A 13382-nucleotide genomic window follows, 5' to 3' on the forward strand; every position below is an offset into this window, starting at 1 on the left:
GACTTCGACCATGCGGCGTTTGCCCCTTTCGATGTGTTTCGCGTTCACACTCACAGCCTTTGCACTGTCGTTGCCCACCCCGATTGCCAATGCGGTCGGAAGCACTGTGTCCGACGGTTTGAAGCAAGGCGATCCGATCGGCGCTTTCCGCGTCACCAAGATCGGCGGCGCTACTGACGACGATGTCGAACCAGGCGACTTCCTGTGCTATCGATGTCGATACGGATCTAGCCCGATGGTGATGGTGTTCGCTCGCAAGGCTGGCCCCAAGTCGATCGAACTGGCCACGAAACTCGACTCGGCAATCGGCCAGCACGCCTCATCCAAACTGCGTGGACTGTTCACGTTCATTGGCGAGGATGCGGCAAATCTTAAAAAGGTCGCCACCACTTTTGCTGAACAGTCGGGCGTTGTTCACGTTCCGGTCGTGATCGCCGAAGACACTCAAAACGGCCCGATCGACTATCGCATTGCCGAAGATGCGGACATCACGATCGTTATCGCGCAGGACTCGCAGGTCTTCACCAGCCACGTCTTCGATGCGGACGCCATCGACGTCACCCAAGTGATCGGTGACGTCGAAAAAATGCTGCAGTAGCATCCGCCTGCTGCTCGCCTAGCTGGCGGTTAATTAGCTAGCGATGCTGCGGTAGTACTCGATGCTATTGGCTAGGCCCTGAGCCATCGACATGTCGGGTTCGAAGTGCAATCGATTTCGAGCTTCCGACACATCAGCCAGCGAATCGCGAATGTCACCAACGCGAGCCGGTTCGTGGATCGGCTTGATCTCTCGCCCCAGAATCCCACTGAGCGTGGTCAAAAGCTCTAGCAACGTCGTTCGTTCACCTCGGGCAACGTTGAACGTTCTGCCGGCGATTCCCGGAACGGTAGCGGCCAACAGGTTGGCCTTGGCAACGTCGGTCACGTAAACAAAGTCTCGCGACTGTTCGCCATTGCCGTAGATCGTTGGCGGCTTGCCCGACAAAATCATCGAAACGAATCGTGGGATGACGGCGCTGTATTCGCTTTGCGGATCTTGGCGAGGGCCAAAGACGTTGAAATAGCGCAGGATCACGGTTTCGACGTCGAACCCGTTGTTGAATGCTTTGCAGTACGCTTCGGCTGACAACTTTGCCGCGGCGTACGGTGACAGCGGTGCAATCGAATCAGATTCACGCTTGGACACAAACGTTGAATCGCCATAGGCCGCACTGGTCGACGCCAAAACCAATCGTTTGACGTTTGACGCCGCCGCGGCGCGTAGCAGTTCGACGGTACTGGTCGCACACCAAGCGTGACACAAGTCGGGTTCTCGCATGCTGCGCGGAACGCTGGCCATGGCGGCCTCGTGGAAGATAAAGTCGATCCCGTCGACGGACTTCTTGACGACCGAAGCATCCGAAGCGTCACCCTCGACGACTTCGACGTTCTTGTCATCCTTGACGTGATCAAGGTTGTGCCGGAAACCGGTGCTAAAGTTGTCGAGCACTCGAACCATTGCCCCGCGTGCGCGCAACGAATCGATCAGATGCGAACCGATGAAACCAGCGCCGCCGGTAACAAGACAGCGGGCGCCCGAGAGAGTATTCAAGTATTGATCAACCATCGACAACGTGTTTGTGTGAGATTCAGGTGGCAAAAAATAGGCCGGAGTTTAAAACCCGGCCTATCGTAGTGAATCTCTGAACATCGTCGTAGGTCTAACTGGTCGCTTTTGCTTTCGTGCGAGCTTCGCGAAGACCACGGCTGAGGATGTCACGCAGCATCGGCGAATAATCTTCGTACTTCGCTTTGTCCGGTGCACCGCTCGAGAACTGATAGATCGCATCGCGCGGCTTCACACCCAACGCGATCAACGTGCTGCTGACCGTTGCGTAATCACCGTTGCGAACCACCATGCTGGGCCGGCCAGGACCGACAGGAGCACGAGCGAACACTTTGCTAGCAACCGCCAAAAACTTCACTGGCGAGTCAAGCGTTTGCAGAGTCAGCAGTCTGCGAGCCATTTGCACGCGTTGATCATCGGGATCGTTCAAGTTGCGCGAACCGATGATGTTCAGTCCATCTTGCAGTTCGACGACGTCTTGACGCTCGTCGGCGTGGATCGCGTAACCATTCTTGGCATCGGCGATGATGATGTTGCAGCCTTCGTAACGAGTTTTGGCGAACTCGGTTTCGGCTTTTTCGATCGCCCGTGTGGCCGATCCACAGCGTAGCAGGTCCAACGCTAGCGAACCACGCGAACGTTGCCCGAACAGGGGCATCGAGGTCGCACGATTGCAAAGGCCGACAAATAACCCGTTCTGGTTAACGCCCAACCAAGTGCCGCCGGCCTTTTGGTCGATTCCACAAAGAACCCGTGGTTTACCGGATTGGATCGAAGGCGATAAACTCGGCCTATCGACGTACTCTTCACGGTTTGCAGCTACCAAAATCGGACTTTCGGGGACCAATCGGTACTGAACAGCCAGTAAGCACATCTCGCAGCTTTCTATTTCAAAGATCAGTGGTTTGGTAAATGCCGTCACCAGCTTTGTGGAAGTGGCGATTGTGCCGAATTGCTTCCCAGCCGATGGGGACCAATGTATCTAGCGAGACCCCTCGCCCACACCCCCTGGCGGGGGGAATGGTGCAAAAATTCAGCATCCTGGCCCGATTTTTGATGCTTCCCAAGACCTTCTGGGCAATCTTTGGCGGTCAGCGAGACGATACATAGTCTGTGCGGCTGCAATTGAGACGGTCGGTTGCGGCTGGATGTTCGGCTAGCTGGGCGAAATCTTGGCACCAAATCGCGGGTTCCGAATGCCGCCACCCACGAACACTTCTAACGGCGGGCCCACAGACAGCCCCGGAACCGTTGATCGCATCCTTATATCACTCCCAGGTTCGTTCGAAAGACAATGATCGATCTGCAAAGCAAGTATTCCAAGTCCGTCTTGGCGATCAAAACGCCGGTCAACGTGACGCTGGCCCGCCAAATGGTCCCACTGGAACGGATCGTGAACCTGGTGCCGGGGTCAATGCTGACTTTCGACGCCCATTGTGACGAACCGCTGACGTTGGAAGCCGGTGGAATTCCGATCGCGACAGGCGAAACGGTCAAAATTGGCGACAAGTTCGGATTGCGAGTTCGCGAGATCCTGACCGCTCAGAAATCGGACTGAGACCTATTTGACCTGATCGACTCGCATTCGATAGAAAACGTTATTGTCGAAATCGGTTACCTGCTGAGCCGACGGCGTGACCAGAAATTTGCCGGCTAGCTTCTTCTTTGTCAGGCCCGCCTTGGTCGATTGGCCGCCACCGAGCGTGATTTCAATCATGTCACTGCTCTTGGGTTGCCCGCCAAAACAGCACGTTCCCAGGTCAGGAACCAAAATGAAGTGCTTCAGCAGCCCGCTGCCCGATGATGGGTGGATGTACCCTTTCAGAAAAACGTCTTGGTTGTGGATCGCGATGGCTTTTTCAGTCGGACGATCGGGACCGTCGCTGTCCTGCTGTAAGTCGTAGAACTGAACCCGTGTGTAGCCCTCGGGAACTTCCGTCAGGTAAATGTACGTGTGCATTGCCGAGCCACCGACCAATAGCAGTGCGTTCAACATCAGCCCCGTCATCGCTAGACCCTTTCCACTGAATTCGTCGGGAAAACGGCTGATCGAACGCAGCGACACCAACGCGGCAGCCATCCCGACCACACTGAGCCCCAGAAGCGGCAAGAACGCCGCCAGCAACCCTGGAGCCGCGAATATGGCCAAAATGGTCGACACGATGGCCGAACGACTTATCGCGCGATAGGGAAAGTCGGAGGTTTCATCTACGACCGAAGACATTTGAAGTTCAGCAGACATGTCTCGAGGAAACCCTTTGTTTCTTAAAGCGTCTAAACGCTATCTTTTCGCACCGAATCAGCACCGCCAGAAAGCAGCAGCAACTGAGCGATCACCACGGTCGAGATCGCCATCAGAAGTACGGACGCCAATCGCCAAGGGTTCAACGGAACCACAGCCGCGGTAACGGGCCGGATCGCCGCTGCAACCGGAACTACCGCAGCAATGGGGCCTGATCCGATTGCCAGCGGGGCGACGGATTGATCCATCGCGAATTTTTGGCGGGATGGCCGTTCCACGGACGTACCGTCGCCTGTGGTGTCACGAGCCGGCACGGGAATCGAAAAAAACGTGTTGGCCCGTTTGACGCTTTCCGGGTCGACTTCTTCTAGTTTTTCGAGTGCCTCTTTTGCGGCTGGCAACGGGCAAGCTCGCAAATAGTTGACGACCGGAACGCGAACCCAGTTGTTGTCGGGATCAGCGTTGATGAACAGATTTTTCAGCCGCTCAACTTGGCTCCAATCGCTCCACCGAGCCAGGTCGGGGATCACCAAGTCAGCCAAATCGGTTCGTTCGAGCACGTGATGCAGCGATTCGACGAGTGCACTTCGCTGAATCACGTCGCCCTCGGTGCCGTGAAAGCGAACCGCCATGATGGCCGCATAAGTATCGGCATAGGGTGCGCTCTTGTTGTTCAAAAACAGTTCATCAACCAAGGGCAAACCTTTTTCGCCACCCAGCGTCAAATAGCAAGCGATCAAAGCGTCCAAACCGCCTCGAGTGCTCTTTTGCGTGCTGCGAAGCATCTCTTCCAGCATCGGCAAATCCTTCTCATTACCGCACGCGCCCAACATCGTTAGGAACAACCGTTTACGGTCAGTCGAGGTTTCCGTGTCACTGATCCATTTGACCAGTTGGTCGTGATCCATTTCTGGGGCTAGTTCTTTGACGACCGAGTAAGGCGTGATCGCAAACTCGTCGTAAGCGTCCCGGGCCAACATCGACTCGTCGTCTTGCAAGAAATCGTAGTAGTATCGCAGCCGCTTGATCGGTTCTTCCTCAGCCATCTTGGCAACGGTTTTGACGTACTTTTCAGCTCGTTCGTTGACCGGCAAGCAGGACCACTGCAAATTCGGTGGATCGACGCCGGACAACATGAACCGTCGTCCGATCGACACGTCGCCGTAATAGATTGCCCTGACTTCGCTGCCGGCAGTGACGTGATCGTTGCCTTTTAGAACGATGTCGACTTTCATGGACACTTCGCCGGTGTCTTTATCGCGAGTCAGGTCGCTTTGGGACGCCGTAGCGATCACAACAGCGTCCATCGCGGCCATTTCTTGCCGGATCGTTTGTGAAACTGCGTTGCAAAACGGGCACGCGATCAATCGCGGGCTCAACATCGGCCCCGCCACTAGCCACGCGGAAATCGCAACCGTAAAAACGAACCGCAGGGCCCGAAGCCCCCGTGGCCGCTGGTTGATTCGCGCTCGATTCGATGGGTGGGCCAGTTTGGCAGTTCGGCGAAATGATGAAAACATTCGGGGGCATCCAATTTCGGACGGTCAAAATTACGACAGCAAGAACGGCCGTCTGGGTTAATCATAGGTGCCAATGGCTCGGGTTGAGAAGTCTGTTCTGTAAAATCCGAGCATGATCGGCTCAACCGATCGTGCCGAGCGTGCCGATAGTGACGGTAAGCCGGGTTTTGGTTGGTGGAGCGTCTGTAGGACGTTGGACCAAAACTGGGGCTGGTGAACTGCAAGACAGATCACGCGAGAACAAAAACTAGCTCAAACTGCACCAGCAAGAAATCACCGCAGTCGTGGCCCTGCCGCGTCCGCACGTCTCGAGGGGGGACGCCCTGATGCTTCGTCATCTTTTGATCGCCGCCGCGCTTCTATGCGGCATTGTTGCAACCGCCGACAACGCCTTGGCTGACCAACGGGCCTATGGCCAAAACTGGGGTGGGCAGGCGGATACGCGCGACTGGAACCGCTTCTATCACTACCCGTACGTGTACTACCCCCAGAACTTCTACGGGCAGGAGTACTTCCGCAGCAGTGATGACATGTACCATCGCTATCCGCAGGAAATGCGAATCCCCGTTTACAATAAGAAATGGCACAACGCTTACCCAAGCAACCGCCGTTTTCACAGCGGTCACCAGTTCATCCTGGACGTGTTCTAGGTCGCTGACCGTTTGGCAATCGCTATGTTCACCGGCACCAAAATTCGCATCCTCGGTCGACTACTCGACGCGTCGGATGCGCCGGTGTGGGTGATCGGCAGCGATGGAACGTTGGTGTACTTGTCTGGTGGCGCAGCCGACTGGCTCCGGCGCGATGTCGGGCCGTTGTTGGGCCGGCGCTGTATCGCCGGCGCAGCCATTTCGAACGATCCGCTCGACCGTATCGCGGCATCACTGTCGCCGCCGCCCGGGTTTGCTGCGCGAGGCACCGCGTCACTGCGGATCCAATTGCCCGCCGTCATCGATGGCGACAACAGTCTAGCACCGCGACGTCCACCGATCGAAGTTCGCTTTGTTCGTATCGGCACCGGTCTGGACGCGATGACCATCGCAATCGGTGGCTCGTTTGATGATCGTGTCGTTGATCCCGAACTGAAAGACGCCGTAGCGCTGCGCGAACGTCTGGATCGTTGGCGGCGCCGGCACGCCGCCATCACCACGATCGCGACGGCTGGCACATCGACAGGTGCCCGGCGATTGCGGCGACGATTGCAAGTTGCAGCAGCAACCCGCACCGACATTGGTTTCTTTGGTCCGTCCGGATCGTCCGCCGAAACGATTGCCTCGCGCATTCATCAACTCGCTGCGCCCGGCGAACCGATTGTGGTCGTGGACGGTTCGCTGATGGATCCGGAGTTATTGGACGCGACGTTGATTCCGCTGATCAATCGTTTATCGGACTCGGCATCGGCCATGGGCACCGCACTAGTACGAAGTCTCGACGAGATGCCGCTGGACGCGCAAAGCCGACTCGCGGAATTGCATTCGACCTATGGCGGACGACTTCGGCTGATCGCTTTGTGTGGCGATCTGAGTAGCGATCGTCCAACTGTCGTTCGCGACGACGATGCGCTAGCGATCGACGTCGATCCGATGATGTCTCTACAGTTCGATCACACAGCGACTCGTTCGATTAGCTTGCGATTGGTTGAGATCCTAAGCGCGTTGTCAGTCGTCATCGAACCACTTTCCAAACGCATCGAAGACGTGCCATTGTTGGCCACTGCGATTCTGGATTCTCGTCGCGCTGCTGGCGAAGGATCGGCTGAACGAATCAGCCGCGCGGCGCTGGACAGCCTGGTCATCTACCCGTGGCCAAACAACTACGACGAACTGGATGCGGCCATTCGCCAAGCCATCCGCGCCGCAACCGGCAACTCAATCGCACCCGAGCATCTGCCGCTGGCCATTCGCACTTACCGACCCGGCGGACAAGCTGCTGCGATCAAAGCGATGACGGTCTCGCTTGATGATGCCGTCTCGCGATACGAGACGCGGTTAATCAACGAAGCCGTGGAAGCAGCGGACGGCAATCGCGCCGAAGCCGCACGACGACTGGGAATCAGCCGAGCACGTTTGCTGCGCAAGTTGGACGACAAACCCGAAGGAAAATCGGATGATCAAGCCGATTCCAAATCAAAATCACCGAGATCATCATGAGCCAGCGGTCGGTCCTTTCCCAACCGCTATCCGCGGCGACCGATCGTCGCCATGTTTGTCCATGGATCGTGGTCGAGCGTGCTCTGCCCACCGATGATCGCGTTCGGCCCGGCCGCTGGTTCACCGCATCGCGCCAGTTCGTACCGGCAATGGTCGATCCGCCGCTGATGATGTCCATTGTCACGATCTCACCATTTGAAGCCGACAATATCCGCGCACACTTGGCGGGATACCGTCGCGGCGTCGTCGTTTGGGACGTCGATCGCGACAATCTGGTCGCGGTATGCGACCGAATCAACGCCCTAGCGATCGCAATGCCAGCGGTCGCTCAAATCGCAGCGGCACCTGACCTTTCGGACGGTCATTGTTTGGTGCTGTCGGAGTTTCGGGTGGCAGCGACGATCCGCCATCCCGAAGATTTGCCCGGGATGACACGTTTCGTCGGTCGCTATTTTGCCGTGTAACGATTTTGCCGTTTATCTGGCGGACGCCCGCAGACTGCCCCCATTAACACGACTGGCCAAGCACCTAGACTGAGAGGCGACCATTTCATGCCTGCCTCCCAACCACCAAGCGCTTCGCCATGAGCAATCTCTCCGTCGACTCCGTCCGCGCCGCCATCGAAAGTCATCCCGATCCTGAATCGGGTCGCCCCATCGGTTCGATGGACCAGATTCAAGACATCACGGTCGACGGCAACGCAACCGTCGTCACGATCGGCCTAACATCCCACTCGGCACCGATCGCCGATGAAGTCGCCGAAGCGATAGAAAGCAAAATCGTCGCTGCGATTCCTGGTACCGAAGTCCAAATCAAAATCGTCGATCACAAGCGACCGCCCGCTCGGCTCGGTCAAATTGGTTTACGTTGCAAGAGCGTCATCGCCGTAGGCAGTGGCAAGGGTGGCGTCGGCAAGAGCACCGTCGCCGCATCGTTGGCCCTGACGCTGCGGCGGATGGGATGCAAAGTCGGCTTGATGGACGCCGATGTTTATGGCCCCAGCATTCCCCACCTGCTTGGCCTTTCCGGCCGACCGGCCATCACCGAATCAAAACGCATCGAACCGATCAAACTGGGCGACATGCCGGTGATGTCGATGGGATTCTTGATCGAACCCGACCAAGCGGTGATTTGGCGTGGCCCGATGCTGCACGGATCGATCAATCAGTTCCTTGGCGAGACCGACTGGGGTGATTTGGACTACTTGATCATCGACATGCCGCCGGGCACCGGTGACATCGCACTGACGCTCTCCCAGGCCCTGCCACTGGCCGGCAGCGTCGTCGTCTGCACTCCCCAAGAAGTCGCGCTGCTGGACGCGGTCAAGGCAATCAGCATGTTCCGTAAGGTCAACATTCCGATCTTGGGCATGGTCGAAAACATGAGCGGGTTCTTGTGCCCGGATTGCGGGAAGACGTACGACATTTTCGGCAGCGGTGGTGCCCGCACCAAAGCGGAAGAGCTTGGCGTGGCCTACCTAGGTGGTTTGCCCATCGACATCACGCTTCGCAAAGCCGGTGACGAAGGACGCTTGGCTGACGTCATCAACAGCGACGAAAAAGCCCGCGCCCCATTCGATGCGATTGCCAAGTCGGTCGTCCGCAATTTGGCCGCCAAAGCCGCTGCGGCCCCTCCGAAAGCCAGCCTGCCAACGCTGTAGCAACAACAAACGCATCGTCACCAGCGTTTCGATGCGCATCAGCCATACGCCACCGCCCGATCGCCTCGGATCTCGGGCTGCTTGCTCCGTTTTTTCCATCGCGACCTGCTCGCGGTTGCCCTGGCGTCTGTCGCGACGACCAAACCGGCTGGCAAGATACGCAAAATAGGAGACTTTGGCGTGTGTTTGATCGGGCAGCACATCATTCAACAACGCGATTCGGTGCAGGCGTTCGGCGGCCGTTCGCTACCGAATTCAACGAAAAAAGCCGCACCAGAACTGAATCTGACACGGCTTTGAGTGCATTCCACGTGGCCTTGATGACAAGGCCCGGCAGTGGTGCGATTATTAGCGACGCTTTTTGGTTGCTTTCTTCTTAGTTGCTTTCTTCTTTGCAACCTTCTTCTTAGCAACTTTCTTCTTAGCAGCCTTCTTCTTGGTTGCTTTCTTCTTCGTAGCCTTCTTCGCTACTTTCTTCTTGGTTGCTTTCTTCTTCGTCGCCTTCTTCTTGGTGGCGCGCTTTACGGCCTTCTTCTTCGTTGCTTTCTTCTTGGTTGCCTTCTTCTTCGTTGCGCGCTTTACAGCTTTCTTCTTGGTCGCTTTCTTCTTCGTTGCTTTTTTCTTAGCCATGTGCTTTTCTCCGCTGAGAAAGAAGCGTTGATGAGTCTTTGTGACTTCGAAAACAAGTTCTCGAAGTCAACGGCCACGGCCCATCAAACGCCAGGTGTGATTGAACTTCAAAGCCATGGTGTCCAACACCGCAGAGGCCTTTTGTTTCAACCGTTAAAAACTGCGCGTAACTTTACGCGCTTCTCAAGATTCCGCAACATCTTTTTTGAGAAAAAGTGGTTGCACAACAATTTTTTTTTGTTATCGCGAGACGAAATCATCGCTCAGTTGTCGCGAACAATCGCGCGTTCGCTTCAACAATTCGTCACCGTCGAAGACATGTTCAGCGCACTTCTTCGAGTCAAAAAATGCAGCGCGCTGACAGGCTGTGATCGCGACGCAAATGTGTCATCTGCCTGCGAGTTGCAACTGCTGATAATTCGAAATGCCGAACATGATGAACATGATCGCCAAGTACTGATCTCCATTAGAAAACCCGTACAAAACGATCAATCCCGATACAATCACGCTAATCCAAAGCGCTGTCTGACGACTTCCGCCACGCAGATCAACGATCGAACTTGTGATGTTGCCACCATCAAGCGGCAACACCGGGATCAAGTTCAAGATCGCCCAAAAGATGCTCGGAAACAAAAAGAAATCGACCAATGCGTATAACCCGACGCTCTGCGTCAACAGCGGCTCACCTTGGTCGGCGCCGATGGCATTTTGCAGGACATTGGGAAACTGAAAAATTGTTTGGAATTGGTCCAAGCGATACCCCAAAAACTTCACCAAGACGATCAAAATCGCTGCCGACACTAGCTGCGCAAACGGACCTGCGAACGAAATCCAAATGCTCTGCAGTGATCCCAAGTTTCCGTACGACCGACCGCCACGTGGAATCGCGAGACCGCCAAAGTGATAAAGCACGACCGATGATTCGATTCCGTACTGCCGATACGCCAGCGCATGGCCGAGCTCGTGAATCAAAATCGACACAAACACGCACAACGTCCAACCCAACAACAATGGCACCACGCCGGGGCTGAGTTGCCGCAGCATCATGTCCAATCCTTGGACAAAGTTGTACCCAATGATGATCGACATCAACCAAAATCCCCACGCGATTCGCACGGGAAAGCCCAGCAATTGAAACCGCAAATCGTACGGTGAGTGACTCGGTTCTTGCAGCAGCATCAGTGTCGCTAGGTGGGAGTTCGAAAGTTATCGGCACATTCTAACAATCAGCTCGTCATTGTGGGTTCTGCGCCTTTTCACTGGCGATTGTTCAACTAGCACCCATTCGACTGAACGATCGATATTCGTGCGCAGCGCTCTCTTGCATGCAGGCTCTGGACGGTTAGCCGGCAACGTTTTGCCGACGTTCCCCCCAACATTGTCCGGAGATTCACCATGTCCCAATCCCAGCGGCTCACCGTGGCGGCCGCCTTTGCTGCGGCCACTTTGCTCGCGATCGGCTCGCAAGTTTCTCCCGCCAGTGCGGCCGGCCTGTTGGTCGCCGACGGTGGGTTCGGCGGCGTCTTGGAAATCCAGTCTCAAGATGTTCGCGTCACGATCAATAACTCGATCGCGGTAACTCAAGTCGATCAGGTCTTCTTGAATACAGAAAACCGACAAGTCGAAGCCCTCTACACCTTTCCGGTTCCCCGCGAAGCCAGCGTGTCGAACTTCAGCATGTGGATCGGCGGCAAAGAAATGATCGGTGAAGTCGTCGAAAAGCAGCGTGCTCGCGAAATCTACAACAGCTACAAACAGAAACGTCGAGACCCTGGTCTGTTGGAACAGGTCGATTTCAAGCAGTTTGAAATGCGAATCTTTCCCATTGCGCCAGGCGCTGAACAACGGGTTCGGATCGAGTACTACCAAGAACTCGACATCGACCACGACTGGGCAACCTACGTCTATCCGCTGGCGACTAACGTCAACGGCAAACCCCTCGACACCAAGGTTCGTGGACGATTCTCGATGAACGTCGACTTGAAAAGCGAAGTCCCTATCGAAGAACTGCGCAGCGAATCTCATACGGAAGATTTCGTTGTCGTTTCGCATCAAGCGGACTACGCCCAAGCCGCCATGGAGTTGACCGAAGGCGACTTGTCACGCGACATCGTCATGGCCGTTCAAACCAAACGCGCACGAACGGGGTTGGATGTGGTCACTAGCCACCCCAAGGGCGAGGACGGGTACTTCATGATGACGTTGACGCCGGGCGAAGACCTTAGCGCATCCGTCGAACCGATGGACTATGTGTTTCTGTTGGATGTTTCCGGCAGCATGGCTCGCGATGACAAGTTGGCGATCAGCCGCAACAGTGTGATGGCGTTCATCGATTCGCTCGGTGCCGAAGACCGTTTTGACTGCCTAGCGTTCAACTTGGCGCCAACGCCACTGTTTCAAAAGATGGAAACGCCGACGCAAGATAATCTTAAAAAGGCTCGCGACTTCTTCGCCGACCAACGCGCCCGCGGCGGCACCGTACTGCAACCCGCATTGTCGGCTGCCTATGCCTACCGCGACGACGATCGACCGCTCAATGTGGTACTGCTTAGCGACGGCATGACGGAGCTCGGCGAGCAAGCCGAATTGTTGCGTTTGATTAGCAGCCGACCGGCCGGCGTACGTGTGTTCTGCATCGGCGTTGGCAACGAAGTGAACCGGCCGCTGCTGGAACAAATAGCAACCGGTGCCGGAGGACTGGCAGCATTCGTTTCGACCGAAGACAGTTTTGGCCGGCAAGCGAAACTGATGCGACAAAAACTCGTTCGCCCAGCGATCGAAAACCTCAGCCTTTCCTTCGATGGTGGCCGGATCACGGACGTTGAACCAACCGCCGCCGGCGACTTGTTCTACGGCACCCCCTTAAGAATGTACGGGCGTTACGGCGACGCGGCAGCGGTGACGGTCACCCTGCGAGGCCAGGTGCAAGGCGCTCCCTGGGAACAAACCGTCGACATGAAGTTGCCAGCCGACGGCGACAATGTCGATGGCAACAGCGAAATCGAACGGATGTGGGCACAGAAACGCGTCGCCCGATTGATGGCCGCCGAGCGAACCGGGGGTGCCTCGATGCGAGACGAGATCGTCCGTCTGTGCGAAGGCTACTCGATCGTTTCGCCGCACGCGTCAATGTTGGTATTGGAAAACGACGCAGAATTCAAACGATGGAAGATCGAACAACGAAACGCCATCCGTATCACTCGCGACCGATCGTCTCGCCAAGCCGTTCAAGCGAAGCTGACACAACTGAGAAACCGTGTCAATGACAGCTTTGAACTTGATCGTTCGCAAAAATTGGTGTCGACCAAAGCCAACACGCCCGCCGTGTCCCCTCAAAACCGATCAGCAGCAACACCATCGCCGTCGGCACCGCCCAGGAAGAACGACCAGAACAACAACCGCGGTGTCGACCTGGACTTTGGATTCAGTTCGGGTGGTGGTGGCGGCGGCGGAGCGATTGAACCATTCACCGCGCTGATCGCCCTGGGTTCAGCCGGTGTCGCTGCCTTGTCCCGGCGCCGCACGAATTCTCGCCGCCGCAAATCTGCTTAAGCAAAAAAACTTGCCGAGGAAC

Annotated in this window: 13 protein-coding genes; 7 read left to right on the top strand and 6 right to left on the bottom strand. The window is 56.2% G+C overall.

Features of this window, described 5'->3' with window-relative positions; translation table 11 throughout:
• Nucleotides 1–10: 10 nt before the first annotated feature.
• Entirely contained in the window at nt 11–598 is a 588-nt protein-coding gene (locus Poly59_RS03385; RefSeq protein ID WP_246151344.1) for a hypothetical protein, read from the top strand.
• 33 nt (nt 599–631) lie between these two features.
• Here the strand turns inward: Poly59_RS03385 and Poly59_RS03390 are convergent, their stop codons facing one another.
• Both Poly59_RS03390 and Poly59_RS03395 read right to left on the bottom strand, forming a co-directional pair.
• Complete coding sequence (locus Poly59_RS03390) at nt 632–1606, bottom strand: NAD-dependent epimerase/dehydratase family protein (RefSeq protein WP_146532627.1); 975 nt, start codon at nt 1604–1606, stop codon at nt 632–634.
• 94 nt (nt 1607–1700) lie between these two features.
• Nucleotides 1701–2480, bottom strand: a complete 780-nt coding sequence (locus Poly59_RS03395) for an NRDE family protein (protein ID WP_146532628.1) — start codon at nt 2478–2480, stop codon at nt 1701–1703.
• Nucleotides 2481–2900: 420 nt separating this feature from the next.
• Here Poly59_RS03395 and Poly59_RS03400 point away from each other — a divergent pair, with 420 nt between their 5' ends.
• Entirely contained in the window at nt 2901–3164 is a 264-nt protein-coding gene (locus Poly59_RS03400; RefSeq protein ID WP_146532629.1) for a FliM/FliN family flagellar motor C-terminal domain-containing protein, read from the top strand.
• 3 nt (nt 3165–3167) lie between these two features.
• Here the strand turns inward: Poly59_RS03400 and Poly59_RS03405 are convergent, their stop codons facing one another.
• Nucleotides 3168–3848, bottom strand: coding sequence for a DUF3299 domain-containing protein (locus tag Poly59_RS03405; protein ID WP_146532630.1), 681 nt, complete (start codon nt 3846–3848; stop codon nt 3168–3170).
• Nucleotides 3849–3880: 32 nt separating this feature from the next.
• Nucleotides 3881–5368 carry a hypothetical protein gene (locus tag Poly59_RS03410; protein WP_246151345.1) on the bottom strand — a complete coding sequence of 496 codons (1488 nt, stop codon included), beginning with the start codon at nt 5366–5368 and terminating at the stop codon, nt 3881–3883.
• Between the two features lie 326 nt (nt 5369–5694).
• Between Poly59_RS03410 and Poly59_RS03415 the strand changes: the two genes are divergently transcribed.
• The 4 genes from Poly59_RS03415 to Poly59_RS03430 all read left to right on the top strand — a co-directional run bounded on the left by Poly59_RS03415 (nt 5695) and on the right by Poly59_RS03430 (nt 9178).
• Entirely contained in the window at nt 5695–6018 is a 324-nt protein-coding gene (locus Poly59_RS03415) for a calmodulin-binding protein (protein ID WP_146532631.1), read from the top strand.
• 24 nt (nt 6019–6042) lie between these two features.
• On the top strand, nt 6043–7518 hold the full coding sequence (locus tag Poly59_RS03420) for an AAA-type ATPase lid domain-containing protein (RefSeq protein ID WP_146532632.1): 1476 nt from the start codon (nt 6043–6045) through the stop codon (nt 7516–7518).
• Nucleotides 7515–7982, top strand: a complete 468-nt coding sequence (locus Poly59_RS03425) for a hypothetical protein (protein WP_146532633.1) — start codon at nt 7515–7517, stop codon at nt 7980–7982. Before Poly59_RS03420 ends, Poly59_RS03425 begins: the two co-directional genes overlap by 4 nt.
• 119 nt (nt 7983–8101) lie before the next feature.
• Nucleotides 8102–9178: an Mrp/NBP35 family ATP-binding protein gene (locus Poly59_RS03430; protein ID WP_146532634.1), complete on the top strand. Its 1077-nt coding sequence runs from the start codon at nt 8102–8104 to the stop codon at nt 9176–9178.
• Between the two features lie 348 nt (nt 9179–9526).
• Here Poly59_RS03430 and Poly59_RS29235 read toward each other — a convergent pair whose 3' ends face one another.
• Together Poly59_RS29235 and Poly59_RS03440 are read right to left on the bottom strand one after the other, a co-directional pair.
• Nucleotides 9527–9808 carry a hypothetical protein gene (locus Poly59_RS29235; RefSeq protein ID WP_186775997.1) on the bottom strand — a complete coding sequence of 94 codons (282 nt, stop codon included), beginning with the start codon at nt 9806–9808 and terminating at the stop codon, nt 9527–9529.
• Nucleotides 9809–10195: 387 nt separating this feature from the next.
• Nucleotides 10196–10987: a site-2 protease family protein gene (locus Poly59_RS03440; protein WP_146532636.1), complete on the bottom strand. Its 792-nt coding sequence runs from the start codon at nt 10985–10987 to the stop codon at nt 10196–10198.
• 216 nt (nt 10988–11203) lie between these two features.
• Between Poly59_RS03440 and Poly59_RS03445 the strand changes: the two genes are divergently transcribed.
• Entirely contained in the window at nt 11204–13360 is a 2157-nt protein-coding gene (locus tag Poly59_RS03445; RefSeq protein WP_146532637.1) for a VIT and vWA domain-containing protein, read from the top strand.
• Nucleotides 13361–13382 lie beyond the last annotated feature (22 nt).

It is taken from the genome of Rubripirellula reticaptiva (genome assembly GCF_007860175.1).
In the GTDB taxonomy this organism is placed as follows: Bacteria; Planctomycetota; Planctomycetia; order Pirellulales; family Pirellulaceae; genus Rubripirellula; species Rubripirellula reticaptiva.

Bases quoted from the DNA above. Each gene is read 5' to 3' on its own strand.
- Poly59_RS03385 (WP_246151344.1), top strand. From the start codon at position 11: ATGCGGCGTTTGCCCCTTTCGATGTGTTTCGCGTTCACACTCACAGCC.
- Poly59_RS03390 (WP_146532627.1), bottom strand. From the start codon at position 1,606: ATGGTTGATCAATACTTGAATACTCTCTCGGGCGCCCGCTGTCTTGTT.
- Poly59_RS03395 (WP_146532628.1), bottom strand. From the start codon at position 2,480: ATGTGCTTACTGGCTGTTCAGTACCGATTGGTCCCCGAAAGTCCGATT.
- Poly59_RS03400 (WP_146532629.1), top strand. From the start codon at position 2,901: ATGATCGATCTGCAAAGCAAGTATTCCAAGTCCGTCTTGGCGATCAAA.
- Poly59_RS03405 (WP_146532630.1), bottom strand. From the start codon at position 3,848: ATGTCTGCTGAACTTCAAATGTCTTCGGTCGTAGATGAAACCTCCGAC.
- Poly59_RS03410 (WP_246151345.1), bottom strand. From the start codon at position 5,368: ATGTTTTCATCATTTCGCCGAACTGCCAAACTGGCCCACCCATCGAAT.
- Poly59_RS03415 (WP_146532631.1), top strand. From the start codon at position 5,695: ATGCTTCGTCATCTTTTGATCGCCGCCGCGCTTCTATGCGGCATTGTT.
- Poly59_RS03420 (WP_146532632.1), top strand. From the start codon at position 6,043: ATGTTCACCGGCACCAAAATTCGCATCCTCGGTCGACTACTCGACGCG.
- Poly59_RS03425 (WP_146532633.1), top strand. From the start codon at position 7,515: ATGAGCCAGCGGTCGGTCCTTTCCCAACCGCTATCCGCGGCGACCGAT.
- Poly59_RS03430 (WP_146532634.1), top strand. From the start codon at position 8,102: ATGAGCAATCTCTCCGTCGACTCCGTCCGCGCCGCCATCGAAAGTCAT.
- Poly59_RS29235 (WP_186775997.1), bottom strand. From the start codon at position 9,808: ATGGCTAAGAAAAAAGCAACGAAGAAGAAAGCGACCAAGAAGAAAGCT.
- Poly59_RS03440 (WP_146532636.1), bottom strand. From the start codon at position 10,987: ATGCTGCTGCAAGAACCGAGTCACTCACCGTACGATTTGCGGTTTCAA.
- Poly59_RS03445 (WP_146532637.1), top strand. From the start codon at position 11,204: ATGTCCCAATCCCAGCGGCTCACCGTGGCGGCCGCCTTTGCTGCGGCC.